General features: G+C 45.8%; 24 protein-coding genes. 4 read left to right on the top strand and 20 right to left on the bottom strand.

Annotation, left to right across the window (positions count from 1 at the left end; all coding sequences use genetic code 11):
• Positions 1-24: 24 nt before the first annotated feature.
• Both BK127_RS19075 and BK127_RS19070 read right to left on the bottom strand, forming a co-directional pair.
• A complete protein-coding gene (locus tag BK127_RS19075; protein ID WP_076233094.1) occupies positions 25-1,056 on the bottom strand; it encodes a LacI family DNA-binding transcriptional regulator in 1,032 nt (343 codons plus the stop codon).
• Between the two features lie 114 nt (positions 1,057-1,170).
• Positions 1,171-1,764 carry a PilZ domain-containing protein gene (locus BK127_RS19070; RefSeq protein WP_076233093.1) on the bottom strand — a complete coding sequence of 198 codons (594 nt, stop codon included), beginning with the start codon at positions 1,762-1,764 and terminating at the stop codon, positions 1,171-1,173.
• Positions 1,765-2,125: 361 nt separating this feature from the next.
• Here BK127_RS19070 and BK127_RS19065 point away from each other — a divergent pair, with 361 nt between their 5' ends.
• Positions 2,126-2,347, top strand: coding sequence for a hypothetical protein (locus BK127_RS19065; protein ID WP_076233092.1), 222 nt, complete (start codon positions 2,126-2,128; stop codon positions 2,345-2,347).
• On the opposite strand, the gene pckA is transcribed toward BK127_RS19065, so the two are convergent.
• The 3 genes from pckA to BK127_RS19050 all read right to left on the bottom strand — a co-directional run bounded on the left by pckA (position 2,319) and on the right by BK127_RS19050 (position 6,778).
• Positions 2,319-3,887, bottom strand: a complete 1,569-nt coding sequence (gene pckA, locus BK127_RS19060; protein WP_076233225.1) for a phosphoenolpyruvate carboxykinase (ATP) — start codon at positions 3,885-3,887, stop codon at positions 2,319-2,321. The genes BK127_RS19065 and pckA overlap by 29 nt on opposite strands.
• Before the next feature lie 176 nt (positions 3,888-4,063).
• Positions 4,064-5,488, bottom strand: a complete 1,425-nt coding sequence (aspA, locus tag BK127_RS19055) for an aspartate ammonia-lyase (RefSeq protein ID WP_076233091.1) — start codon at positions 5,486-5,488, stop codon at positions 4,064-4,066.
• A 24-nt stretch (positions 5,489-5,512) separates the two neighbouring features.
• Positions 5,513-6,778 (bottom strand): cation:dicarboxylate symporter family transporter, encoded by a 1,266-nt coding sequence (locus tag BK127_RS19050; protein WP_076233090.1) that lies wholly within the window; start codon positions 6,776-6,778, stop codon positions 5,513-5,515.
• Between the two features lie 265 nt (positions 6,779-7,043).
• On the opposite strand from BK127_RS19050, the gene BK127_RS19045 reads away from it, so the two are divergent.
• Both BK127_RS19045 and BK127_RS19040 read left to right on the top strand, forming a co-directional pair.
• Positions 7,044-8,315, top strand: a complete 1,272-nt coding sequence (locus BK127_RS19045; RefSeq protein WP_076233089.1) for a sensor histidine kinase — start codon at positions 7,044-7,046, stop codon at positions 8,313-8,315.
• Positions 8,316-8,319: 4 nt separating this feature from the next.
• The gene (locus tag BK127_RS19040; protein WP_076233088.1) at positions 8,320-9,243 is read left to right on the top strand and encodes a response regulator; all 924 of its coding nucleotides are present in this window, start codon (positions 8,320-8,322) and stop codon (positions 9,241-9,243) included.
• 361 nt (positions 9,244-9,604) lie between these two features.
• On the opposite strand, the gene BK127_RS19035 is transcribed toward BK127_RS19040, so the two are convergent.
• From BK127_RS19035 to BK127_RS19005, 7 genes are all read right to left on the bottom strand, one after another.
• Positions 9,605-10,399, bottom strand: a complete 795-nt coding sequence (locus tag BK127_RS19035; RefSeq protein WP_076233087.1) for an SDR family NAD(P)-dependent oxidoreductase — start codon at positions 10,397-10,399, stop codon at positions 9,605-9,607.
• Positions 10,400-10,414: 15 nt separating this feature from the next.
• Positions 10,415-11,575 (bottom strand): UxaA family hydrolase, encoded by a 1,161-nt coding sequence (locus tag BK127_RS19030; RefSeq protein ID WP_076233086.1) that lies wholly within the window; start codon positions 11,573-11,575, stop codon positions 10,415-10,417.
• 50 nt (positions 11,576-11,625) lie between these two features.
• The gene (locus BK127_RS19025) at positions 11,626-11,946 is read right to left on the bottom strand and encodes a UxaA family hydrolase (protein WP_076233085.1); all 321 of its coding nucleotides are present in this window, start codon (positions 11,944-11,946) and stop codon (positions 11,626-11,628) included.
• A gap of 114 nt (positions 11,947-12,060) precedes the next feature.
• The gene (locus tag BK127_RS19020) at positions 12,061-12,981 is read right to left on the bottom strand and encodes a fumarylacetoacetate hydrolase family protein (protein WP_076233084.1); all 921 of its coding nucleotides are present in this window, start codon (positions 12,979-12,981) and stop codon (positions 12,061-12,063) included.
• 48 nt (positions 12,982-13,029) lie between these two features.
• On the bottom strand, positions 13,030-13,803 hold the full coding sequence (locus tag BK127_RS19015) for an SDR family NAD(P)-dependent oxidoreductase (RefSeq protein ID WP_076233083.1): 774 nt from the start codon (positions 13,801-13,803) through the stop codon (positions 13,030-13,032).
• A 25-nt stretch (positions 13,804-13,828) separates the two neighbouring features.
• Positions 13,829-14,584, bottom strand: a complete 756-nt coding sequence (locus BK127_RS19010; RefSeq protein WP_076233082.1) for an IclR family transcriptional regulator — start codon at positions 14,582-14,584, stop codon at positions 13,829-13,831.
• Between the two features lie 227 nt (positions 14,585-14,811).
• Positions 14,812-15,552 (bottom strand): SDR family oxidoreductase, encoded by a 741-nt coding sequence (locus BK127_RS19005; protein ID WP_076233081.1) that lies wholly within the window; start codon positions 15,550-15,552, stop codon positions 14,812-14,814.
• A 181-nt stretch (positions 15,553-15,733) separates the two neighbouring features.
• Between BK127_RS19005 and BK127_RS19000 the strand changes: the two genes are divergently transcribed.
• Positions 15,734-16,309 carry a TetR/AcrR family transcriptional regulator gene (locus BK127_RS19000; RefSeq protein WP_076233080.1) on the top strand — a complete coding sequence of 192 codons (576 nt, stop codon included), beginning with the start codon at positions 15,734-15,736 and terminating at the stop codon, positions 16,307-16,309.
• Positions 16,310-16,378: 69 nt separating this feature from the next.
• Here the strand turns inward: BK127_RS19000 and BK127_RS18995 are convergent, their stop codons facing one another.
• The 8 genes from BK127_RS18995 to BK127_RS18960 form a co-directional block, all read right to left on the bottom strand.
• A complete protein-coding gene (locus BK127_RS18995; RefSeq protein WP_076233079.1) occupies positions 16,379-18,193 on the bottom strand; it encodes a SpoIIE family protein phosphatase in 1,815 nt (604 codons plus the stop codon).
• Positions 18,190-19,197: a sensor histidine kinase gene (locus BK127_RS18990; protein WP_076233078.1), complete on the bottom strand. Its 1,008-nt coding sequence runs from the start codon at positions 19,195-19,197 to the stop codon at positions 18,190-18,192. Before BK127_RS18990 ends, BK127_RS18995 begins: the two co-directional genes overlap by 4 nt.
• Entirely contained in the window at positions 19,197-19,586 is a 390-nt protein-coding gene (locus BK127_RS18985) for a DUF1987 domain-containing protein (protein ID WP_076233077.1), read from the bottom strand. The genes BK127_RS18990 and BK127_RS18985 overlap by 1 nt, the downstream gene beginning before the upstream one ends.
• Positions 19,587-19,601: 15 nt before the next feature.
• Positions 19,602-20,150, bottom strand: a complete 549-nt coding sequence (locus BK127_RS18980) for a SiaB family protein kinase (protein ID WP_076233076.1) — start codon at positions 20,148-20,150, stop codon at positions 19,602-19,604.
• 21 nt (positions 20,151-20,171) lie between these two features.
• On the bottom strand, positions 20,172-20,894 hold the full coding sequence (locus tag BK127_RS18975) for a response regulator transcription factor (protein ID WP_076233075.1): 723 nt from the start codon (positions 20,892-20,894) through the stop codon (positions 20,172-20,174).
• Positions 20,895-21,168: 274 nt separating this feature from the next.
• A complete protein-coding gene (locus BK127_RS44830) occupies positions 21,169-22,113 on the bottom strand; it encodes a LutC/YkgG family protein (RefSeq protein ID WP_256711368.1) in 945 nt (314 codons plus the stop codon).
• Positions 22,103-23,617, bottom strand: a complete 1,515-nt coding sequence (locus BK127_RS18965; RefSeq protein WP_076233074.1) for a LutB/LldF family L-lactate oxidation iron-sulfur protein — start codon at positions 23,615-23,617, stop codon at positions 22,103-22,105. Before BK127_RS18965 ends, BK127_RS44830 begins: the two co-directional genes overlap by 11 nt.
• The gene (locus BK127_RS18960; RefSeq protein WP_076233073.1) at positions 23,598-24,344 is read right to left on the bottom strand and encodes a (Fe-S)-binding protein; all 747 of its coding nucleotides are present in this window, start codon (positions 24,342-24,344) and stop codon (positions 23,598-23,600) included. Before BK127_RS18960 ends, BK127_RS18965 begins: the two co-directional genes overlap by 20 nt.
• Positions 24,345-25,105: the final 761 nt, after the last annotated feature.

Raw genomic sequence — 25,105 nt, 5'->3', positions numbered from 1 at the left:
CGTGTTATTAAAATTCAAAAAAAATTAGCTGCCGACACTATCTCTAACTATAAGCTGTGAGGACACCATCATATCACTATGATCTGAAAACGCTCTGCGACCACCAATCGTTTCCAATATTCGTTCCGCTGCCAAACGGCCCATCTCTACATAAGGAACCTCTACGGACGTAATCGTCGGGTACATATGCTGATTGATCCGCTCCGTATTGTCGGCTGCCATCACATGAATGTCGCGTCCAACCTCAACTCCAAGCAGCTGCGCGGCACGGCATACATACACAGCCCCTCTTGACCAGTTAGTCAATACGGCTGATGGCTTACTGCGTTCAGAAACCCAGTCTGTCCAAAATTCACGCCGCTGCTCCCATGGGCCATCCGCCGCCGATAGCATGCAAGGCTCCAACTGCTTATCTGCCATCCATTGCTCATAGGCTTGCCGCCGCTGCCGATCCCCACTACCAAGCTGAATATGCTCATGATACAGCTCGAGGTATACAGGTGCCAGCCCCGTTCGTTCCCAAATAAAATCAAGCGCACGATGAATACTCTCCCAATAATCCATTAATACCGAAGTAATCTGATGATGTTCGGGATAACCTTCTACAGATATATAAGGCAGCTTGTGGCTGTTCACCAATTCCACCCAGGATTCACTCACTTGATGCGGGCGGTCCAGGGCGACAATGCCATCTATCCGCCGCTGCAGGTACAAATCGAGCAATCCCTCCAGCTTCTGATGCTCCGACGGACCCAACGGATACAGCAGTACATGGTAACCCTGACCTGCACATGCGGCCTGCATACCTTCAAGTACCTGCAAAAAAAGCAAATTCGTCACATTGCCATACGCAGCCAGGCATCGGCTAAGACCTGTCTTCATCCCTCTTGCCTGTGCATCGACCTGATAGTTCAACTCGCGAATCGCTTCCAATACAGCCTTCCGCTTTTCTTCACCAACCCCAATTCCCTGGGTTCCGTTTAACACAGCCGAAACGACACTTCGGGATACACCGGCACGCTTGGCTACATCAAAGCTGGTTACTCTTTTACCCATCATGATTAACACCTCAAATTCAATATAACACGTGTTATTAAATGCGGCAATATATTTTACCAAAACAAAAAACGCCAGGATCAACCCCAGCGTTTGTTAAATGTTATAAAAGTGTTAAGCATGCATAAGCTGTTTGAATTGCTGAGTCGCCACATAATATTGAAATTTATTCAAATCACTCGCTGAGATCTGGTGAATTTCGGCTCCGTAACGAATCGTTCTCTCCAAAATGTGGGCATAACGAACGATAATTTTTGGCATGATGCACTCATCGTCGCAAAATATTTTGGTATCATACACATGGTTCAGCTTGATCGAAAAATCGTTGACCTCCAGGCCAATTCCGATTTGACTTACATTGGAAATCCGAACAGCTGTAATTTTAAAATCATCGTTAAGTGTCGCATAGGTGTTCAATTTAAAGCTTTTTATCGGTTCCATATTGTCATTCATAAAGTCTTCATATGCTTTCTCTGGTCTTTTTCCTATGTTAAACAATTCCGATTCTGCAGTCGCAAGAATCAGCTTTGTTGAGGATGCATATAAAACCTTTGTCGGTTGACGTCTTTTGAAATCAAAGCATAACACTTTATCTCCTCTTGCAAATTCTACAGGCTTTAAGGTCTCAACTTCCATCATATCTGGTTGATCATATCCTATGCGTCCATGATAAACTTTTCCTTTGTGTAATAATTGAATGTCTCTCATAAGAACACCTCCACTTAAGCTATACACTTACTATACGTGAAAATGTTTCAAAAAGTTTGAGGTAACTATTAGAAATTGATTAGCTTTCTTGACGAAATTCATCAAATCTTGTCGAACGTTCTAGAAGTTTGATTCATGGTTGTGGCTAGACCCTTGTCTAAACCCATACGTCGGTGCGTTGGCGAGGACATCTTTCTTTGCTGCCTGCCGCTTCTATTAGCCCTAAGAGCGGTTCTGCCATAAAGACATCCCATAGCACGCCTGTTGATTAACCAAAATCAGGAAGCTAAAAATTGAAAAAAGGACGCTCTTTCGGTAAAATCAATTCCACCACAGAAGTTGATTTGAAAGAGACGACCTCATGAAAAGTCTACTTGTCGATTCGACGACCATTACCCTTGGAAAACCACGACTCCCTTGGGTATTGTTTCATAGAGAACGTGCGGGCATTAAGCTACATGTTGCTTTTGCTGCAGCCACGGAGCAACCTGTTCAAGTGATCGAAACCATAGGTTCCGCTCATGATGGTCCTATTGGCGAACAGCTTTCCTCTGTTAGAATTGGAATTTTGGACCGGCAGTAATAATTTCTTTTTCCATATTGGAAAATTTCTCAAAATTGCGAGTAAACCGTTCAGCCAAATCCAAAGCGGCCTTCTTATACGCATCTTGATCCTGCCAAGTATGACGGGGAACAAGAACATTGCTTGGAACACCCTCTACGAAATCGGGACAGAGCACACCAAAGATCGGATCGGCCGTAAACGTCGCTTGCTCGATACTTCCGTTTAAAGCAGCGGTTACCATCGCACGGGTGAAAGTTAAGTTCATCCTCTTCCCTACACCGTAGGGACCGCCGGACCACCCAGTATTAACCAAATACACTTTAACTTGGTGCTTTTCAATTTTATCTCCCAATAGCCTTGCGTACACAGTTGGATGGAGCGGAAGGAAAGGCGCCCCAAAGCAAGTGGAAAATGTCGCCTCCGGTTCTGTTACTCCTCTTTCGGTACCTGCCAATTTCGAAGTATACCCTGACAAAAAGTGATACATCGCCTGTTCCTTCGTCAGCTTCGAAATAGGAGGCAGCACGCCGAAAGCATCAGCTGTTAAGAAAATGATGACGTTCGGATGACCCGCCTTCCCTGGGATGACTGCACCAGGAATTACATCGATTGGATAAGCGGCTCGTGTATTTTCTGTCGTCCGAGTATCGTTATAATCCGCTCTGCCTGTCTCTGGATCCAGAACGACATTTTCTAGAACCGAACCATAACGAATAGCCTGCCAAATTTGAGGTTCCTTTTCTTCGGATAGATTGGCACACTTGGCATAACATCCGCCTTCAAAGTTATAGACCCCTTGATCGGTCCAACCATGCTCATCGTCCCCAATCAAACGACGGTTTGTATCAGCGGAAAGCGTCGTTTTTCCTGTTCCGGATAACCCGAAGAATAAAGCAACATCGTCTTTCTCGCCCACATTAGCTGAACAATGCATCGGAAAAACGTCCCGGAAAGGGAGCAAATAATTCAGAACGCTAAAAATCGATTTTTTCATCTCTCCTGCATACTCGGTCCCTCCGATGAGAACCAATTTCCTTTCAAAGGAAAGGCAAATAAACGTTTCAGAGCGCGTACCGTCCACTTCCGGATCAGCTTTTAAGCCCGGCAGTGCGATCACGGTGAATTCCGCACTATGGGTTTGCAATTCTTCCTGTGTCGGACGAACAAAAAGCTGCCGGACAAATAAATTATGCCAGGCATATTCATTCACGATGCGAATGGGTAACCGATACTCCGAATCCGCCCCGGCATAGCCGTCGAATACAAACAAATCCTTATCCGACATATAGTCTTGCGCTTTTTGGTAGAGCCGCTCGAACTGAAGCTGTGAGATGGGTTGATTCACAGCCCCCCAATCTATATGATCCATTACGGAAGGTTCTTGGACAATGAACTTATCTTTTGGGGAACGTCCGGTATATTTCCCTGTGTTTACTTGTAAGGCTCCTGAGGAAGCAAGAACCCCTTCCTTCCGTTCTAATGCAATTTCGACCAGCTGGGATACGGACAAATTATTACTTACCCTACCTATTTTCAACTGCTGCAACTTGGCTTCCATACTCATCAATTCCCTTCGTTGTGTTATCCAAACATTGCTGCTCTTTGCAGTCCGAGTCATAAGTAGTCACGCCTAATCTACGCTAAGAGAGCACGCCGGCGGCGAGCAGCATCTTAGAGCAAGCGATGCCCGCTGCACCGATACCGTTCACTACGACCTTTTCTGCATGCTCCTCTTTAGTACTTGCCCAATAGCTCCGCTCCTGCGATGCCTGGGTTCGTCATTTCATATGGATCGAGAATAATTTGAAGCTCCTCTTCCGTTAAGACATTATATAAAAGGCATAGCTCCCGAACTGGTTGCCCCGTTAGAATCGCTTCACGCGCGATCCTCGCTACGACTTCATAGCCCAGATGCGGGTTGAGCGCGGTAATGACCCCAACACTTTTCTCCACATACTCTTTGCAGCGCTCTACGTTCGCTTCGATTTCTTCCAAACAATGTACACGGAAAACTTTGAAGGCTTGATTCATCATACTGAGCGATTGAAGCAAATTGAACACGAGCACAGGCTCCATTACATTAAGCTCGAGCTGCCCCGCTTCGGAGGCAAGACAAATCGTGTGGTCATTCCCGATGACCTGGAACGCTACCTGATTGACGACCTCAGCCATGACCGGATTGACCTTGCCCGGCATGATGGACGAACCGGGTTGCCGTGCAGGCAGATTCAGCTCCCCGAGCCCAGCACGAGGTCCGGAGGCGAGTAATCGTAAGTCGTTGGCAATCTTAGACATGTTGATCATGCAAACTTTCAATGCGGCTGACACTTCGGTATAGGCGTCTGTATTTTGAGTTGCGTCCACCAGGTGATCAGCATTGGTAAGCGGCAACCCGCTGAGCTCAGCGAGCAATTCCACAACACGCTTAATGTAGCGGGGATCGGCATTCAGCCCGGTTCCGACGGCTGTTGCACCCATGTTGACTTCGTACAGATGACCGCGAGTTTGTTTTATCCGCTTGATATCCCGCTCGAGTACTCTGCTGTAGGCCTCAAATTCCTGCCCGAGTCGGATCGGCACGCCATCCTGAAGATGCGTCCGCCCCATTTTGATAACCCCGTCGAATTGCACGGCTTTTTTACGAAATGCTGTGAGCATCTCCTCCATCGTCACTAGCAGCTTCTCAATTAAAGAAAGTGTTGCAATATGAATCGCCGTCGGAAAAGCATCGTTGGTCGATTGGGCCATATTCACATGCGAATTGGGACTTACTTTAAAATAATCGCCTTTGATTCCCCCGAGAATCTCGATCGCCCGGTTGGCGATGACCTCATTGGTATTCATGTTGATGGACGTGCCTGCTCCGCCTTGTATCGGATCGACGATAAATTGATCATGCCATTTACCGTCCATAATTTCCTGTGCCGCTTGCACAACTGCCTGCCCAACCTGTGGATTCAACTGCCTAATTTCCATGTTCGCTGCAGCAGCCGCATGTTTAACGGTTGCCATTGCACGTATCAATTCTTCGTGAATACGGTAGCCGGTAATTGGAAAATTTTCTACTGCGCGCAGTGTTTGAATGCCATAATAGGCGTCGGACGGCACTTCCTTAGAGCCAAGAAAATCTTTTTCCACCCTTTGCTCAGCTGTTGTCATGGTTGTTTCCCCCTCGTTATTCTCTTACGCAGCCTGCTTGACGGACTCTAAATATTTCTTTCCTTTGTTCTTGTCGTACTGGCCTTCCCATTTAGCCATGACCACCGCGGCCATAGAATTGCCGATGACATTGACTACTGTCCGGGCCATATCCAGAATACGATCAATACCTGCGATAAAAGCTAGACCTTCAAGCGGAATCCCGACAGATCCGAGTGTCGCAAGCAGGACGACAAACGAAGCGCCTGGCACGCCAGCAATTCCCTTTGAAGTGAGCATCAAGACAAGCATCAACATGATTTGAGAGCTAATCGACATATGGATCCCATACATTTGTGCAATAAATAATGCGGCTATCGCTTGATATAACGTGGACCCGTCCAAATTAAACGAATATCCCGTAGGGACGACAAATGACGTGATTGCCTTCGGTACACCGAACTTCTCCATTTTTTCCATCATCTTTGGTAGTGCCGTTTCGGAGCTTGCTGTAGAGTAAGCCAAAATGAGTTCATCTTTTAATATGCGAACAATTGCCATAAGGCTGGTACCGCAAAGCTTAGCAATCAAACCAAACACGATAACTACAAACAGGAACATGCCGATATACACGGCAAGCACCAATTTCCCCAAAGGAATCAAAGAGCCGACACCGAATTTGGATACGGTTACGCCAATCAATCCGAATACACCGATCGGTGCAAATTTCATAATTTGGTTCGTCACCCAGAACATCGATTCGGCAACGCCCTGGAAAAAAGATAAAACCGGCTTTCCTTTATCGCCAATCGCAGCAACGCCCAAACCAAACAATACAGAGAAGAAAATGATGGCCAGCATGTCACCGGCTATTAATGATTCAAAAATGTTTTTCGGAACGATATTGACAAATGTATCGGCAAAGCTGTGACTGGTCACATTTTTCGTCGCTTCGACATATTTCGTAATATCTGACTTAGCTAGTCCAGCCATATTGATTCCGACTCCAGGCTGAAAGATATTCGCTATGACCAAGCCGAAAATAATAGCAATCGTCGTTACGATTTCAAAATAAAGAAGAGTTTTCCCTCCAAGTCTTCCAAGCTTTTTAATATCTCCTACTCCCGCTACTCCGACAATAAGAGAGGAAACGACTATGGGAACAACAATCATTTTAATCAAACGAATGAAAATGTCTCCCGCCGGTTTCAAATAACTTTCGATGGTTGGGTTACCATAAAAAATAGCCCCGACAATAACTCCTAATAGTAGTCCAAACAAGATTTGAAAAGCCAAACCAAATTTTTTCATAATAAGATTCCCCTTTTTCATAAAATATAAAGCGCTTTCTTTTGATAAAAATTTAAAATGTCTTGATGAGTTTATTGTACGGGGAATCTACAGCAATCTATATAAATCTACATGTTGAGCAAAAATTCTTTGGTTCATCCTTAGTCGAATTATTCATCTCGTTTTTGGAATAATGAAGAAGAAGGAGTATCTATGACATGGAGGAATAATACAAATGATGTCGAAAGTCTGTTAAGTTGTTAAGAAAGGAGGTTGAAAAATCGCTTTGAAAGAAAAATGCCTTCTCTTAACACTAATGGTCATTTCGGTTCCGATCGCGGGCGAATTAAATTTTTACCCGTTTCAAACTGATTTTCGAGTAAGTTTGGGCACTCCTGCCTTTTTTCTATTCCTACTCTGGCTCCGTTCTCCCTCGCCGCTTATCTCCGGATTACTTGTCGGCAGCTCGGTTACGATCTTTCGCATGGGACTTGACTTGGCACTCGAACCGCATTGGAACTGGGGAGCTGCTTTTCAGCATCATTATCCGGTATTCTTTTACTATTTGACCTATGCGATTGCCTTCGCGGCAGTTCGAATAAACCGTCGTCATAACCGACCACTTCTGGTTGGAGCACTGGGTGTGGCATGTGAAATCGCCGCGACGTTGGTAGAGCTTTTGCTGCGTTATTCGGCAACAGAGCAAACGACCACTTTCGCAACCTGGAATCAGATAGTTCTCATTGCTTTTTATCGGAGTTTTTTCGTTCTTGGTTTTTTCAATTTGGTCAAACTGAGGCAGTCGAAAGCGGCCGAAGAGCAGAAGCGTAAAGAAAACGAGAAGATGCTCATGCTTATTTCTGAGCTTTACGAGGAAACCATTCAATTGAAGAAAACGCTGCACAACGCAGAAAATATCGCCCGTGACAGCTACGAGCTGTATCAATCGTTAAATAATGCACAGCATGTTTTTCATGAAGATCTAGCACAAAAAGCTCTCCGGATCGCCGGCGAGGTTCATGAGATCAAAAAGGACAATCAACGGATATATGCGGGTCTATCCAGCCTGATTTCGCACGAAAGCGATTATATGCCGGTCGAAGAATTGGCCGATATCGTTCTGCGTACCAATCAGAAATATGCCCAGTCACTTGGTAAGAAGATCGAATTCACTCTGCAAACCGAAGGGATCTTTCCTTTATGTCATGTGTACACAGCTTTGTCTTTGTTCAATAATTTAGTTGCCAATGCCGTAGAAGCGTTAGAGGAACAGGGCATAATCCGAATATGGGTTAAACGAGAAAAAGATGTTATTGTATTCAGTGTCGCCGATAATGGCCCAGGTATTGCGCCGAAGTATCGAGAGAAAATCTTCATGCCCGGCTATACGACCAAATTCGATAAAGCTGGCAATCCGTCAACGGGAATCGGTTTGGTTTATGTGAATCAGGAAACAGAGCGTTTGCTCGGAAACGTCCAAGTTCAAGACAATACCGAAGGTGCAGGTACTGTTTTCACCATCACATTGCCGATTGGCCAAATAGGAAAGGAAGAGTAGCGCGATGCGTTTTTTTATTGTCGATGACGATCCGGCTATCCGTTCCATGCTGGAACAAATTATCGAGGATGGGGATTTAGGAAGTGTGGTAGGCGAAGCTCCTGACGGGGTGCATGTTGATATCACTTTGCTCGAACTCAAGCAAGTAGACATCATGCTTATCGATTTACTAATGCCCATTCGTGACGGCATAGAGACCGTTCGCAAACTATCCGGAAGCTTTGAAGGGAAAATCATTATGATTTCTCACGTGGAGTCGAAGGAAATGATAGTCAAGGCGTATGCCTGCGGAATTGAATATTATATCACCAAGCCCATAAACCGTTTGGAAGTTATTGCTGTTATTAGAAAGGTTTCTGAATTGCTGCTCATCCACCAATCCTTTCGAAATATTCAAAAATCTCTCCGTGCTGTCGGCTTCAGCGGCGAATTAACGGAGAAGGATCCTTCTTCCATTGAAAAAAATATCATTACATGCGGAAACTATATGTTATCAGATCTCGGATTGATTGGGGAAGCCGGCAGCAAAGACTTGCTGGAGATGCTCGATTATTTATACCGTTATGAGGCCGATCACTCACAGGAACAGGGCTTTCCGCAGCTTCATGAAATATACCATCAAATTGCCTTGAAAAAATTAGGCCCCTCCGCTTCGACGATCGACTTGAAAAAAGAGATCAAAGCAGCCGAACAACGGGTGCGGCGAGCAGTGAATCAAGCGCTAACCCACTTGGCATCCCTTGGATTGATCGATTATTCGAACCCGAAGTTCGAGCAGTACTCTACAAAGTTTTTTGACCTGAGTGATATCCGCAAAAAAATGAAAGCACTGGAAAATGATGAAACTTCTGCTCTCAGCTTAATCCGGCAAAACACAAAAAAGTTTATTCAGGTCCTTTATTTAGAATCAAGAAAGTTAATGAGTTGATGAAATTGGACGCCATATTAATTCAATTGCAGAGACGGCAGACGAATGATTGCATTCGACCTGCCCTGTCCTTATCATGTGCACGGCAATTGTTTTCTTGGCAGTTGCGGGAGACTTGAATCCCAACATCGGTTTGATGATAAACTTCTCATCCTTCAATTGCTGAACCGCTGTTGGGTAAGCTGGGTTTTTATCAACGGTGATCACGCGCGGCGATGTTTGGATTCATCATGTTTTTGAGAGAAATCATTCGAATTTGTTCTCTTGTCTCATCATCATCTATCTATATGAAAAAAGCTCTTCGGGAACACCCGAAGAGCTTTCAACTCATTAAATTTCTATGTGGATACAATCGTCGATCTTAATGCTCCATATGATCTTCCGGTTGAGCTGCTTTTACTGTTAATCCGCCGTCAACCATTAACAGATGACCATTAATCTGCATCGCTTCATCGGAAGCGAGGAATACAACAGCATCTCCGATTTGCCGGGACGTGCCTAGCCGCTTCATCGGATTAGCCTCAATCTCTTTGGCACGAATTTGCGGATCCGCCAAAAAGTCCGTACACATATCGGTATCCACAGTACTTGGTCCGACTGCATTTACATTAATGTTGTACTTACCCAACTCGATAGCCATCCCTTTGGTTAACATATGTGCGGCTGCCTTGGACGATTGATAATGAGGAATCACAGGACTTGTTACCACGAGGCTCGCCGTGGAAAGCACATTAATAATTTTACCGTAACGCTTTTCAACCATCGTCTTGGCTGCAAGCTGAGAACAGAGGAAAATCGATTTGACGTTCGTCGCATAAGTCCGATCCCATGTCTCTTCAGTCAGCTTCATAAACGGTTCGAACGGTGCAATTCCGGCATTATTGACCAGTATTTCAATATCGCCCAGCTCCTCACGGACCTGCTCGAACATCGCTTCCACCTGTTTGCCATCACCAACATCCGCCTGCACGATCATCGATTTGACGCCTAACGCCTGAATTTGTTCTTTTACCTTTTCCGCAAGCGAACGTGAACGATCTGACGTATAGTTGACAGCTACATGAGCGCCCTCTTCAGCCAACCGCAGAGCCACGGCTTCACCGATTCCACGACTGCCACCCGTTACCAGGGCAACCTTATTTGCTAATCTTGCCATTTACATAGGCCTCCCTTATAAGCTCGGTCCGATACGGTTGATGCTGAATTCGGTATGACCGAGAATTTCAGCCTTCGTCAGCTTGCCGTTCGCTACCGCTTTAATTTCTTCCCAAATCATTTCTCCAGCATCTTCCAGACTCAGCGTCCCTGCCAGCATGTCACCGACATTAATATCCATATTGTCACTCATCCGCTCGAACATCCGTGTGTTTCCGGTAATTTTGATGACAGGCACAACCGCAGAGCCGGTTGGTGTACCGCGTCCGGTTGTAAAGCATACGAGATGGGCTCCACCCGCAGCCATACCGGATACACATTCAATGTCATTACCCGGGGAGTCCATAAAATACAGTCCATGCTTCGGAATTGTCTCGGCATATTCGACAATACCCTTAATAGGTGCCGTACCGCATTTGCTGATACAACCCAGGGATTTCTCCTCAATGGTCGTTAAGCCTCCTGCAATGTTGCCCGGGCTTGGGTTGCCACCGCGCATATCGGCGCCCATTCGCTCCACTTCTTTTTCAAAACGGTTGACGATGGTGTACAACATATCGGAGGTTTCCGGTGTGGCACAGCGGGAAGCCAGAACGTGCTCGGCTCCGATAATTTCCGTAGTTTCTCCGATCACGACACCCCCGCCAACCTGGATCAGGGAATCCGCCGCTGCACCCAATGCAGGGTTGGAAGCCAGGCCCGAGGTTGCGTCGGAACCGCCGCATTTGACGCCAATGATCAGCTCGCTGAAAGGAATCGGTTCCGACTCCATCGCATCCAGCTGCTGCTTCATCTTCTTCGCCAGCTCGACACCGTGCTGAATCGCTTTAACCGACCCGCCGGCTGACTGAATATCAAATACCTCAACCAGCTTACCTGTTGCACGAACCGCATCTGCCAGCTGCGTAGGGTCGATCACCTCACAGCCCAAGCTGATGATGATGACTCCACCTACATTCGGATTTTTGCCTGTACCTGCCAGCATGTCGAAAGTCCGATCCTTATCCGCGCCGATTTGGCTGCAGCCGTGCTGATGCGGAATCGCTATCGTTTCAGGTACCATTTGCATGATACGGCTGCATACCTGATTGGCACAAATCACAGTGGGAATGATTAATAAATGATTGCGGATACCTACCGTTCCGTCCGATCTTCTATAGCCCATCATATGCTCCATTACAAATTCCTCCTTAGAGTCTGCTGAGCAGAAACTCACCTGCTATATTATTAAGCCTTAGGCGCTTGATCGCCGCGTCCACGAATACCTTCGACATTATGGACATGAACATGCTCACCCGCACGAATAGCTGTCGTCGTTCTACCGATCACTTCGCCATATTTACGAATGTCGGTACCTTCGGCAATATCCGTGATCGCCAGCTTATGACCGAATTGTATTGCATCCACAAGCACAAGCTCATGAACCGCATCCTGTACACGATAGGCAACCTTGCTCCCCTGCTCCAAATCCTTGATCGCTGTAGCAACATGATCCCTTGCATCCATGACCAGAGCGTCTGCCCCTACTTCAATTTGATGTCCTGCCATTGTAATTGATAACCTCCTGAAAGCTTCCTTAAGAAGCTGGGATCGTAAGCATGAACCGGAATGTTTTCGTAAAAAACAGACTACGTAAGCATCCCATCTACCTGTATTCTGACATTACCGTTGTTCGGCTACCATCCGGTTCGTTAATGTACCCAGTTTTTCCACTTCAATCGTTACCACATCGCCGTCTTTCAAATAAACCTGTTTGTCCTCAGGCAAGCCCAATACGACACCCTCTGGTGTTCCAGTCAAAATAATATCTCCCGGTACCAGTGTCATATGCTGAGAAATATAGCTGACGATTTCATCGCAATGGAAGATCATATCCGACGTATTCGAGTTTTGGCGCTGCTCACCGTTAACAAGCGTGCGAATACCCAGATTGTTAGGATTGCCAACCTCATCAGCTGTCACCAGGTAAGGCCCAAGCGGACTAAAACCATCCAGGCTTTTGCCAAGCAGCCATTGCTGAGTGCGCAGCTGCAAATCACGAGCGGACAGATCATTTACGTTACAGTAACCGAACACATGGCTTAGTGCATCTTCCTTGGTTACATACTTGGCTTTGGTTCCGATGACAATAACCAATTCACACTCGTAGTCCACCTTGCTAGTCACTCTTTCCGCAAGTGATACATCAGCGCCATGACCCGTTAGCGTATTATTGAATTTGTTAAAAAGGATTGGATATTGCGGAATCGGTGCATTGGTTTCTTCGGCATGCTTCCGATAGTTCAAACCTACGCAGATGATTTTGTTCGGATGGGTCACACACGGTCCCAATGTCAGCTCAGACTCAACCAGCACATGAGCGCTTGGACCGCGATCCGCAGCTGATAGCACTTGATCCACATAGGCTGCAAGAGCTGCTAGCGCGTCTGTACCACCATCAATTACTTCATGTACCGTTTGCGGGACGACTTGGCCTTCCAGTGCTGGAATCTCCTCAAGGGCAGCAGTAATATGTACAATCCCTTGTTCGGTCTTCACACCCAGCTTTTGTTGACCCTCTTCAATAAAAGTAAGCAGTTTCATAAGTTTCATTCCTCCATCATATATAGTTAGATTTAGCCGTATTGAAACTTAAGCATTTTTACCAAAAACAACGCCGCCATCAATATATAGCGGAGAACCCATCATAAAGCGGGAGTCATCCGAAGCCAGGAACAATGCCGCCTTGGCCACATCTTCAGGTCTGCCCAAGTCACCGCTAAGCTGGCGTTTCTTGAGAGAATCGATCGCTTCCTCCGGATCGTCGTAGGAGGTACGCAGGTAATTTTCCACAAAAGGTGTAAGAATTGTGCCCGGGAGCAGCGCATTAACGCGAATTTGGTAAGGTGCGTAGTCAACCTGCATCGATTTGGTGAGCGACAATACAGCACCTTTGGTTGCTGAATAGGAAGCACGACGGCCCAAGCCGATTTCGGCTATGCAGGAGGACATATTAATGATCGAGCCTTCACGGCGATCCATCATATGCGGCAGCACATATTTACACGGCAAAAACACACCGCGAATGTTGATCCTGATAACACGATCCCAATCCTCCGGCTCTACCTCGTGAATCGCTCCGATACCGCTTACCCCTGCATTATTAAACAAGACATCTATACGACCGTAGGTGTCGATAGCCTGATCCACCATCGCTTTTACCGATTCTGGAACCGTTGTGTCTGCCTGGATAAAAAGCGCCTTGCCTCCAGCCTGATGAATTTCTTCCACGGTTTCGAGACCGCCCTTTTCAACCAGATCATTCACAATGACAGTAGCGCCTTCTTTGGCGAACAGCAGCGCCGAGCTTTTGCCAATACCTGATCCAGCACCCGTAATCAAAACGATTTTATTGTCTAATCTCACTCATTATCATTCCTTTCGATTGATATTAAACAGAACTATGTGAAAGCCTTGCAGCCAAGGCACAAATTTCACGCTGCGCCAGCTCCCGCTTTTGCTCCCATTCATGCTGAAACATCGAGCAGCTGATCGCCGCTATGACCTGACCCTGCGTATCCCTAACCGGTGCCGCCACACAGCAAAAACCCATTACAGCTTCCTGTAGATCAAATGCAACACCATGCTCGCGGGAAAGCTCCAGCTGCGTAATCAAGTCACTGCGATTCTTAAGCGTGTGCGGTGTCGGGCAAGGCTGAAGTACCTCATCCGGGAACAGGCTTTCAATAACCGAGGTTTCCAGATCAGCCAGCAGTGCTTTGCCAAGTGCCGTCACATGAGCAGGCAGCTTCATACCAGGCTCGGAAGCTAATCGAACCGGAGATGGCATTTCCTCCTTGGCCAGATACAGCACCTCGTGCCGTTCCAATCTGGCTAGTTGAATCGTTTCCTGAATCTTGTGTTTCGTGATAGACGCTTCCTTGCGAAACCGTTCTATTAAACTGAATTGCTTGAAAAAAGAGTTTCCGATAAACCCGAGTTTAGACCCCAGGGAATAGGTCCCCTCTGCATCCCGAACAACCCATTCCAACTGCTCCATCGTATTCAGTAACGAAAACATCGAGCTTTTGTTAATGCCAAGCTGCTTCGAGAGATCAATCAGCTTCAGCTTGGAGGGCTGCCCGGAAATGGCCAGCAGGATATCATTAGCTTTGTCCAAAGCCGGTACCCAATACTTTTTGTCCATATTCCCTCCCAAGATGAAAAACGAATGTGGTTTACTATAATAAACCATAGTTTTGTATAATCTACATTTTAATCCTAACACCAGCCAATTCGTCTGTCAACGGGTTACTGCCTAAACATTTTACTTCATTCCCCATTGAATAGGATAAGAAAAAGATCGCCCTCTAAGTAAAGGACGATCCATGCAGTAACTTCTATCAAGAAATCAAATCTATCACGGTAATTGTGTTAAGGCTGTAGGGTTGGTCTAATCACGATCTCGTTGACTCCGGTATCCTCGGGTTCATTAATGACGTATGCAATCGCTCTGGCAATACTGTATGGAGAAATAGCCATTTTCATGAATTCGCTGGCCATAGCCTGGATGGCAGGACTGTTAATCGAATGGGATAACTCCGTATCCGTTATTCCCGGTGAGATAATGGTGGTTCGAATATTAGAGGCAGGAGATTCTTCCTGGCGCAAACCTTCCGTTATCGCTCTAACTGCAAATTTGGTAGCGCTATAAACAGATGAGGCTGGACTTACACTATAACCTGCAACCGAGGAAATATTGATGATATGTCCTGATTGCTGTTCCCTCATAGTTGGCAATACAGCGGCAATGCCATACAGAACTCCCTTAATATTAACATCAATCATGTTATCCCACTCGTTGACCCTGAGTTCGTTAAGCTGGGATACTGGCATGATTCCGGCATTATTCACTAGAACATCGATACGTCCATACTGCTGTAAGGCAAATTGTGCAAGCTTCTGCATATCTTCCGCTGAAGCCACATTTGTTATATGGTAGACAGCCTCTCCGCCTTCTTTTTCTATCTCGCTAACTATCGTTTGCAAGCGTTCCTCTCTTCTAGCAGCCAATACGACCTTTGCGCCGTTTTGGGCCAATAGCTTGGCTGTAGCTTCTCCTATTCCGCTGGATGCTCCCGTAATGATGATCACCTTGGATTTCAAGTTGTCCATTTGTTATCGCCCCTTAAAATAATTTGTAATCAATTTAATTAACAACTGTTGATTATTTAATAGCTGTTGATTATTATTATATAGAGAAGATAAGTTAATTCAATCGCTAATACTTGCAATTTTGTTTCATATACAACAACAGCACTAGAATTGTTCATTAACGTGAGGAGGCAAATGCAATATGGATACCGCAACGAAAATAGATAGACGAATCCTGAGAACAAAGGAATCCATTAACAAGGCGTTTCTGGGATTGTTTTCCGAGAAAGAGTTCGATCAAATCACCATTAATGATATTGCTGAACGGGCCAATGTAAACCGGGGGACCATCTATCTTCACTACACGGATAAATACGACCTGCTTAATAAATGCATAGAAGACCATCTAAGCCATATGTTCATAGCATGCAAAGCGATCGATTACAATCTGGAAAAAATAGATCTGATCCGTGCATTAATGCCAGCATTTACTTATTTCGAGGATAATTTTCTATTCTTTTCTTCCATGCTCACTAATCAAAGAACCTCCGTATTTCGGGAACGCATGCTGCAGAATGTGGCAGCTAGCATAACAGAGAAGATCAATATGCAGGAGATCAATCAGGAAATGGATAAGGAACTAATTACACAATTTATGGCCTCGGCCTTCGTTGGAACCGTGGAGTGGTGGATTCTCAATAGCATGCCACGTTCACCTCAATTTATGGCAGAGCAGCTATGGAAATTGTTTCAAAGAAATGATATTTACCCGAGATGACACCTAATCAGAAGTCAACAAAAAAACACATGCCTGAGCATGTGTTTTTTATTGAAAGCATTATTCTTTTCAGGATATTTTGAAGCCTAATAACGTAATATCGTCACGCTGTGGCTCATCGCCCATATAATCGACCAGTCGACTGCGGAACAAAGCTTCCTGCTCGCCCAATGGTTTACCATGGAACTGCTCGATCATTTCAATCAGCTTTTGCTTGCCGAACGAAACATTCTTGACGCCGCCGTTCTGATCCAGATAACCATCTGTAGTCATATAAAAGGAAGCACCCGTACTTACCGTAAGCTCGGCATTCGTAAAGTTGAATTGGTTATTCGTTCTGACTGAACCAATGCTTTTGCGATCACCCTTGATCACCGTCAATTCCTGATCGTTCTTCATATACAGGGAGGTTTTGGCGCCAGCAAATGTAAGCTGATCCCCTCTGATGAAACAAAGCCCGATATCCAACCCGTCATCCGACATCAGGTCTCCATGCTCGCGGTGCAGTGTTTCTTTGATCAGTCGGTTCATTGATTGCAGAATGGATGCCGGGTCCATAGATTCTGCCGTCTCGGCAATACGATTGAGGATGGAGATGGAGATCATGGTCATCAATGCCCCCGGTACACCATGGCCTGTACAATCACCAATAGCTAATAAATAGCCATCATTGGTCTGCTTCATCCAATAAAAATCGCCGCCTACAACGTCACGTGGCTCCCATAGTACAAAATGATCCTGCAGCACACCCTCGATTTCCTCGCGTGAAGGCAGTATCGAGTCCTGAATCCGCTTCGCATAATCAATGCTGTCGGTCAGCTTCTGCTTCTGCTCGGATATTTGCTTCGTCCGCTCCTGAACCGCCTGCTCCAGCTTGCGATTAAGCTCCAGAGCCCTATTGTAGGGGTTGGCCAGGTTGCGTGTAACGAAATAAAACATGAAGATCATAGCTAGGATGCACAGCAGTGACGCAATGCCTGTATTAATTTTAATCGTATCGAGAAACGAAACCGAATCACTCCGTCGCATTTGAAACAGCAGCTTCCAATCTGTCGATTTGAGTGGAAAGCTGATCAAATCCATCTTCTGTCCTTCGCTATCCATATAATCAAGGACTACAGGTTGTTGGCCATTGGAGTCAGTTTGATTGAATTGACCGAGCATTTGTTGAACAAGCTGTTCAGGAACAAGACTGGACACCATTGTCCCCACCTTGCTGATATCATCTGACAAGTAGATTTTGCCGCTGTTATCGATCAACCACAAATTACTTTTGGCCCCATACTTGTAGTCGGCAAAATTGGTTGCCAGCTCCTTCAGACTTAATCCAATACCTGCTACTCCAACGGGCGCATCTGTCTTACCAACAAGCACATTTACGAATACAAAAGTATCCTGCCGCACTTCGTTATAATCCAAATTAAGTGTAACCTGCTGTTTGGAAGCGAGTGTTTTATAAAACCATTGGTCAGTCGCATTGCCTTCTGACAATACCTTGCTAGCCTGTCCGTTTTCAATCCAATAATTACCCGTTGCCTTGCTTGCTATAAAACCGTTGCTGTAGTCAAATCCGGTTGCCAGGTTATTAAGCTTTTCAATAACATGGCCACGCAGCTTCTCGTCCTTCTCACCATCAGCCAGCCAGTTGATCAGCTCAGGGTCCTTAGCCAACATTAGCGATGACTCTTTAGCCCGTTGAAGACGGCCATCGACCTTGGAAGCGACCGACTCGGCAATCCGCACCAAATCCTTGCTTTTCAACTTGTTGACAACTTCTTTTTCTGCAATGATATATACGCTTGTGCCAGCAAGTATAATAGAAAGCACAATAATGATGCTTGCGATTACGATGACTTTCATCAGATTGTGATCTTTTGCGCTCATGATTCCGTCTCCCAAGCCTGATCCAGAATAATCGTTCCCGGTAAAGTAAAATAGAACGTGCAGCCGTGATTTTTCACACTGTTAACGCCAATTTGCCCGTTATGCTGTTGAACGATTTCTTTGGCAATGGCCAGTCCAAGCCCAGTACCCGGAGTCGTGCTCGATTTAGCCTTAATGGCTCGATAAAAACGATCAAAAACATGCGGCAGCGCTTCCTCATCAATACCCTCTCCTGAATCGCTTACCTTGAAGGTAACCTCACAGTGAAGTCCATTGGCTAACATCCGTTGCTTCTCAATATGGACCTCTCCGTGGATTTTAATCATACCTCCGGGGGCCGTATAGCGAAACGCATTATTCACAAAGTTATTCATAACCTGCTCAAATCGTTTCAAATCTATCGAAATCGAAACATATCCAGCTTCCGGGATGTTTTCTTGAAAATCCTCGACACTGAACTGATAGCCACGATCCGCCGCTTCAAGCTCAAATCTACCCCGTAACAGATCCAGCACCTGCTCCAGCGGGTATTCGGAAAATTGGAAAATAGCTTTGCTGGCTTCAAGCTTGGACAGCTCAAACAAGTCATCTACCAGATCATTTACGAGCAGCACCTTATTATAAATCATCCGTAAATGCGGTTCGCCCGGTTCGATCACGCCATCCAGCATCGCTTTGACATAACCCTGAACAGAAGTCATCGGTGTACCAAGCTCATGTGAAATATCACTCATCAGCTTACGACGCGATTTTTCCAGATGCTGCAAATCATGATTCATTTGGCGCATTTCATCCTCGTGCTGTTTGATGTTTTTGCCCTGGATGTCGCTGATCTTGAATATTTTGGTCGTCAATTTGATGAGGCGCTCATAATCAATGACCAGCTTGGAGAATTCAGGCAGCAGCTCGTTATGCTCGTGAGCAGCATCCTCCATAATTTTGCGGGATGCCTCCAATATTTTCCGTTCATTTCCAAACAGATTTTCTTGATCCATTGCAGGCATCAAACCTCTTTCTGTGCAATGATTTGAAATGGCAGCTCCAGATCTTCCTTAAATTCTTCAGCACATTCGATTTCGCTCTCATTATCCTCACTGCAAAACCAGTTCAGATTGAGCTCCTTGCCATCATGAAAAGCTTTATTGAACTTTTCCAACAGCATCATGATACACTTCGAGCTGCTTGTATTGATGTATGGCAGGCAGAATTCGATCTCAACCTTCTCGCCACCAAGATTATGTAAATATTGTTCAACCCATTGTAGAATAGGTTCGTAAAATTTAAACGAATTTTCAGGATAAGATTGTCCGCGAACAGATAGCCTATGATTAGTCGGATTGAAAGAAATCTCCGGTGTGCTTCTTGTAGCTTCAATACGCAATACGTCTAACATCTATTCACCTGCTTTCTATACGGTTGCTTTTAATGTAAAAAAGGAAAATTGTGAGTCCAGTTCTGTGATCGTATATTCCAATGGCTGCTTAACCTTTCTGGCAATATCAATCAAACCTAATCCGGCTCCCGAACCTTCCAGCTCTGAAATATCCTGCTTGCGTTTCATTTTGTACATCTTTTTCAATTCTTCCTTATCGAGTAAGTTAATCTCGTCTAATGCCTTGATCAGCTTGGCTGTATCACGGTTTTGAATCTGATTGCCGGAGCATACATAATTGCCAGTCTCCGTTTTGCCTATGGTTACAATACAAGATTCTGAAATTCGATCACCAAAATCGGAATCCTGCATCAGGGAACAATAATTTTTAATATTTTGCGTCTGTTCGATAAAAATTGAGAATAGGTCGAAAATCGCATTTTGTGGGCGCTTCTCAGTCTCCAAATATTTCTTAACCGCTTCACCGAGCTCTTCTATAATACTTTGAGTAAATTTTCCGGAGAAGGTGATTAATAGACTATGCTCGCGCAATAAGGTTTGCAGCTCCAATAATTTATGGTTCATGGTTTGTCTACACCTCTATTTTTAAGATTTGGGCAGATATGAATTAAATTTATAACCGATCCCCCGAATATTGTGAATATACTTGAACTGAGCAACAGGTGTTTCCAATTTCTTGCGAAGACTGCTAATGTGCACCATCACGGTACGGGTATCAGATATGCTATCTGCTCCCCAAATATTTTGATAAAGCTCATCCAATGAAAATACTTGATCCGGCTGCCGCGCCAAAAATATGAGCAGCTGCACTTCCTTCGCAGACAGTGGAACATGGATTCCGTTAACATGCACCTGGAAATTAACCAGATCTACAGTCAATCCATCAAAAGAAAGTGTTCTCAGCTCGTCCTTCTTAACTGGAGTGGCCCCCCTGCGAAAAATCGGTGCTCTCCTGAGATTCGCCTGCACTCTCGCAACCATGACCTCGGGATCAAATGGTTTTGTAATATAGTCATCAGCGCCCAGCTTCAAGCCCTCCACAATGTCATCCGAATCCTTATTACAGCTAATAAACACAATTGGAACATTGGAAACCTCACGAATTTCCTTGCACACGGTAAGCCCATTCATACCATCCAAATTAATATCTAGCAAAATCAATGCGGGTGTGCTGTTCTCAAATTGATCGAGGGCTTCTTCCCCCGCCTCTGCTATAACAACGTTGAATCCTTGCTTACGAAGGTAGAGCTCAATCAAGCTGCTGATTTCCCGATCATCCTCTACTAGCAATATTAATTCACCTGACATGATTTCACCCCTTATGTAGACACATTTTGTCATTTATTAATACATCTGCAAGATGTACGATTTTCACAAAAAAATCATTAATTCTATTATACTTCTACGAGCATATCATTTGAACTACTTTTTTAAGAAAAATGTAAAGATTTGGCGAATATGAATAAGCTGTGAAGCATTTCCACAAAAAAAAGAGCGACAAGCACCATCGATTTCGACACAAACCGACACTGCTTCTCACCCTTATATTCAGTTTATTTGAGCAATAATGGTTTGCTTGGTTTTACTTGATAATTACTGCATATACCTTTCCAGGCCCATGGATTCCGATAGTCAGATCATTCTCGATATCCGCGCTGCGGCTCGGACCTGTAATCAGATTTAGAGAGGAAGCATACTGACTCGCATCATTCTTGCCGTTCGTAACTTGCTGAAAAGCTTCACCCATTCGAGTGACAAGCTGATCAGCACGAAAAACAGCGAATAATATATCGGTCAAGAGACTTACGGAACGACCATGCTCAGGCGAGCATTGCAATACAAGCGTGCTCGTATTAGCTACAGCATAATCGGGCCATATAATGCCCATCTCGCACCGCTCTGTTCGCTGGAGCAGCTGACTGCGCTGCTGCCAGTTTGAAGTAGCTGCCCCCTGCTTGTCGGTATGTACCGAGGACAGCTCGATAGGACCTGAATCCGCCGTCGCTTCAAGCTTGCTTGGATCCACAGAGTCAGCTTCGATCGGCTGCACATCGGCTTGATCGGCAAGAACTGTCGAGTCAGGTCCAACGGTACCACTTGAGCCCGACACATTCGTACTAGCCGGACCGCCTTCCTGAGCAGTGCTCGGGTCGAGAATCCAGGGGACTACCTCGACCCCCGCTGCTGACAGAGCCCCGTCCACATTCAATCCGATCAAACCTGCATGCTCCCAGCGTGATGCCCGTTTGACCTGCAGCTCCTCCACGATCTGCTGCAGCCATACGCCAAGTTTCTCCTCTGCCTCCGCTGCTTCAACGACCAGTACCTTGCCTGTCAATGCTGTCCAGTTATCGGTAAAAAGCAGTATTTTTTCCTCGGTTGTCCGTTCGATTTCTTTATAAAATGCAGGCGCCCCTCTGTAAGGATGCTCCGGTGCCACGGCATCAGGCGACTTGCGCCCCAATCTTGAAGAGATATTCGCGATAAAAGAATCGCGGCCCTGAATCTGTCCGGGCTTAATGGTCATGATGCTCACCTCTTTTCTTCGAATCTGCAGAGGATGTCACAATAGAAGCAGCAGAGCTTCCGGCAGAGGACTTCATTTCCTGCTGCAGCTTATTCCACTTATCCCGAAACGACTCCTTGGGTTTCATAGGAAAGAAGCGTGACTGCGTCCAGCCCGACATCGGTCCCGGACCCTTCTTAATAAAGCCTTTGCTAATAAAAGGCTTCTGCAAATAGTAAGCGGAATTCATCGCTACCTTGTACAGCTTGACGTTACCAAACACAGTTTGGAATGTCTTAAAGGCAGTACGCTCGGCAAACGGAGTCAGCCCCATTTTCACCTTGCGATTACGCAGCTGTACGAGCATATCATGCAGCGGAATTTTCACTGGGCATGCCTCATAACAAGCCCCACATAAGCTTGAAGCATAGGCCAGCTCACCGGCTTCCTTCATATCCTGCTGCAGCAGCGGAGTCAATACAGCTCCGATAGGTCCACTGTACACACTGCCATAGGTATGACCGCCAACATGCCGGTACACAGGACATACATTCAGACAGGCTGCGCAGCGGATGCAGTTCAGAACCTCTTGGAATACCGGATCGCCAAGCTGCTCGGAGCGTCCATTATCCAGTACAATCAGATGGAGCTCTTCAGGTCCATCCAGCTCGCCTTCACGCCGCGGCCCAGTAATCATGGAGGTATAGGTTGTCAGCTTCTGTCCCGTAGCGCTTCTCGCCAGCAGATTCAGTACAACCTCCAGATCATCAAAGGTGGGAACCAGCCGCTCCATTCCCATAATCACTACATGCGACTTCGGTATCGTGCTGACCATTCGCCCATTTCCTTCATTGGATACAAGCGTGATCGAGCCGGATTCAGCCACACCGAAGTTACAGCCTGTCAAGCCAATATCGGCCTCCAGAAAATAATTGCGCAGCTTTTGTCTGGCAAAATCGGCCAGAACCCTTGTTTCCGGAGGAAAGCTTTCCCCGGACTCCTCGTTGAACAGGTCGGCAATCTGCTGCTTGTTTTTGTGAATCGCAGGAATAATCAGATGTGATGGCGTTTCCTTGGCAAGCTGCAAAATATACTCACCCAGATCTGTCTCAATCGCTTCGATCCCATGATCCTCCAAATGGTGGTTCAGATGAATTTCCTCGGACACCATCGATTTGCCTTTGGCTACCAGCTTCGCTTTACGCTTCTCGGCAAGTTCCATAAAGGTCTTTACAGCCTCATCGGCAGTACGGCAAAAGTACACATGCCCGCCCGCCTTGGACACATTATCCGTGAACTGGGTCAAATAATAATCCAGATTATCAATGACATGGGTACGAATCAATCGTCCACGCTCACGCCACTGCTCCCAATCACCAAAATCATCTGTCGCCTTCAGCTTTCCGGTCTTCAGCTTATCAGTTGTGAACGCAACCGCCTTCCGCAAAAAATCGTCAGCCAATGCTTCTTCTGTCCGCTGCTTTAAACCGCTACCGATTAACTGTCTAGTTTCGACCTGACTCATTGCGCTTCACTCCTTCCTCAAGCAGCTGTGCCAAATGCATCACCCGAATTGGCTTATTATCTTTATTCAAGGCCCCGCCGATATTCATCAGGCAGCCCATATCGGTTCCTACCAGCACTTCTGCGCCGGTCGAGCATACATTTCCCGCCTTTTCGCATACCATCGCCTCCGACATATCAGCCATTTTGACGGCAAAGGTACCGCCAAAGCCGCAGCAATCTTCCTTTTTCGGAAGCTCGATCAGCTCAAGCCCCTTAACCTTCGACAATAAAGCACCCGGCTCTTCCTTCACGCCCAACAACCGCATTGCATGACAGGACGGATGGTAAGTGACCTTCTTGTCAAATTGTGCGCCGACATCTGTTATACCAAGCACTCCGACCAGAAACTGCGAAAATTCGTACGTCTTCTCCACCAACTGCTCGGCCTTCAGCAGCCATTCAGGCTCATTGGCAAATAGCTGCGGATAATAGTGGTGAACCATACCGGTACAGGAGCCGGAAGGCGATACCACATAATCACTATGCTCAAACGCGCGGATCAGCCCGCGTGCAACTTCTCTTGCCTCATCCTGATAGCCGCTGTTAAAAGCCGGCTGTCCACAGCAGGTTTGCTGCTCGGGAAAGTCAACCTCACACCCATAACGGGTTAACAGCCTTACGACACTTTCACCAACCTCGGGATACAGCTGGTCCGCCAAACAAGTAATAAACAGGGAAACTCGCATCGGAATACCTACCTTCTTTAAAATAACCATTCATCTTATACTTATCAGGTTATCAGATATGTTGGTTTTTTGAAAGCCTTTTTATAAGAAAACCTCTATCGAGGCCTTTCAAAGATGAGCGACCGCGGTTCAGAGGTAGGTTTTCTTGAAACATAAGAATCCTTCAGCTCCGCTGAAAACTTATAAATTCTTATGTTATAAAAAAATAGCAAACAAAAAACCACTGCTGAGCAGCGGCGCCCGTGTAAGAGTGCTCTATGTAATCGATTATCCATGCATAAATAATAAACGCCCCTGTCTATTTTCCAATAAACAGGGACCTTTATGAGGTATTTCTATTCACTTTTTTCTTAAGCTCCATTCATTTACCTTACATCATCAGAACATCTTCAGAATGAACATCATCAGATCAAATTTATTAAGGTTTTAAATTTTTGTTACGATGTTGCTCGTATTCGGTCACTCGGTTTCAGGTTGAGGTCCCCACATGCTCTGAATGCTTCGGAAATGAGCATGCTTCGCTTACCTACGTCATTGGACTATCCCCTTTCCCTTCAGATCCTTTGCTTTTATTTTACTTTCAGCATCAAGGTTAACTTCCTTCACCCTGAACTGAAACTTGTTAATGGCTTTGATTAAGCTCGTAACCATTCGATTGGCCATTGGATAGTAATTCGTTATGTCACTGGGTCCCCGCATGCTCGGATGGTTTCAGATTAAGCATGCTTCGCTTACCTACGTCATTGGACTATCCCCTCTCC

This window comes from Paenibacillus sp. FSL H7-0331 (assembly GCF_001956045.1).
Note: the sequence above shows the minus strand (reverse complement) of the source record. Positions and strands in the feature narration are given on the sequence as shown.

Excerpts from the sequence above, each read along its gene's own strand:
- BK127_RS19075 (WP_076233094.1), bottom strand. The coding sequence starts at position 1,056 with ATGGGTAAAAGAGTAACCAGCTTTGATGTAGCCAAGCGTGCCGGTGTA.
- BK127_RS19070 (WP_076233093.1), bottom strand. The coding sequence starts at position 1,764 with ATGAGAGACATTCAATTATTACACAAAGGAAAAGTTTATCATGGACGC.
- BK127_RS19065 (WP_076233092.1), top strand. The coding sequence starts at position 2,126 with ATGAAAAGTCTACTTGTCGATTCGACGACCATTACCCTTGGAAAACCA.
- pckA (WP_076233225.1), bottom strand. The coding sequence starts at position 3,887 with ATGGAAGCCAAGTTGCAGCAGTTGAAAATAGGTAGGGTAAGTAATAAT.
- aspA (WP_076233091.1), bottom strand. The coding sequence starts at position 5,488 with ATGACAACAGCTGAGCAAAGGGTGGAAAAAGATTTTCTTGGCTCTAAG.
- BK127_RS19050 (WP_076233090.1), bottom strand. The coding sequence starts at position 6,778 with ATGAAAAAATTTGGTTTGGCTTTTCAAATCTTGTTTGGACTACTATTA.
- BK127_RS19040 (WP_076233088.1), top strand. The coding sequence starts at position 8,320 with ATGCGTTTTTTTATTGTCGATGACGATCCGGCTATCCGTTCCATGCTG.
- BK127_RS19035 (WP_076233087.1), bottom strand. The coding sequence starts at position 10,399 with ATGGCAAGATTAGCAAATAAGGTTGCCCTGGTAACGGGTGGCAGTCGT.
- BK127_RS19030 (WP_076233086.1), bottom strand. The coding sequence starts at position 11,575 with ATGGAGCATATGATGGGCTATAGAAGATCGGACGGAACGGTAGGTATC.
- BK127_RS19025 (WP_076233085.1), bottom strand. The coding sequence starts at position 11,946 with ATGGCAGGACATCAAATTGAAGTAGGGGCAGACGCTCTGGTCATGGAT.
- BK127_RS19020 (WP_076233084.1), bottom strand. The coding sequence starts at position 12,981 with ATGAAACTGCTTACTTTTATTGAAGAGGGTCAACAAAAGCTGGGTGTG.
- BK127_RS19010 (WP_076233082.1), bottom strand. The coding sequence starts at position 14,584 with ATGGACAAAAAGTATTGGGTACCGGCTTTGGACAAAGCTAATGATATC.
- BK127_RS19005 (WP_076233081.1), bottom strand. The coding sequence starts at position 15,552 with ATGGACAACTTGAAATCCAAGGTGATCATCATTACGGGAGCATCCAGC.
- BK127_RS19000 (WP_076233080.1), top strand. The coding sequence starts at position 15,734 with ATGGATACCGCAACGAAAATAGATAGACGAATCCTGAGAACAAAGGAA.
- BK127_RS18995 (WP_076233079.1), bottom strand. The coding sequence starts at position 18,193 with ATGAGCGCAAAAGATCACAATCTGATGAAAGTCATCGTAATCGCAAGC.
- BK127_RS18990 (WP_076233078.1), bottom strand. The coding sequence starts at position 19,197 with ATGCCTGCAATGGATCAAGAAAATCTGTTTGGAAATGAACGGAAAATA.
- BK127_RS18985 (WP_076233077.1), bottom strand. The coding sequence starts at position 19,586 with ATGTTAGACGTATTGCGTATTGAAGCTACAAGAAGCACACCGGAGATT.
- BK127_RS18980 (WP_076233076.1), bottom strand. The coding sequence starts at position 20,150 with ATGAACCATAAATTATTGGAGCTGCAAACCTTATTGCGCGAGCATAGT.
- BK127_RS18975 (WP_076233075.1), bottom strand. The coding sequence starts at position 20,894 with ATGTCAGGTGAATTAATATTGCTAGTAGAGGATGATCGGGAAATCAGC.
- BK127_RS44830 (WP_256711368.1), bottom strand. The coding sequence starts at position 22,113 with ATGACCATTAAGCCCGGACAGATTCAGGGCCGCGATTCTTTTATCGCG.
- BK127_RS18965 (WP_076233074.1), bottom strand. The coding sequence starts at position 23,617 with ATGAGTCAGGTCGAAACTAGACAGTTAATCGGTAGCGGTTTAAAGCAG.
- BK127_RS18960 (WP_076233073.1), bottom strand. The coding sequence starts at position 24,344 with ATGCGAGTTTCCCTGTTTATTACTTGTTTGGCGGACCAGCTGTATCCC.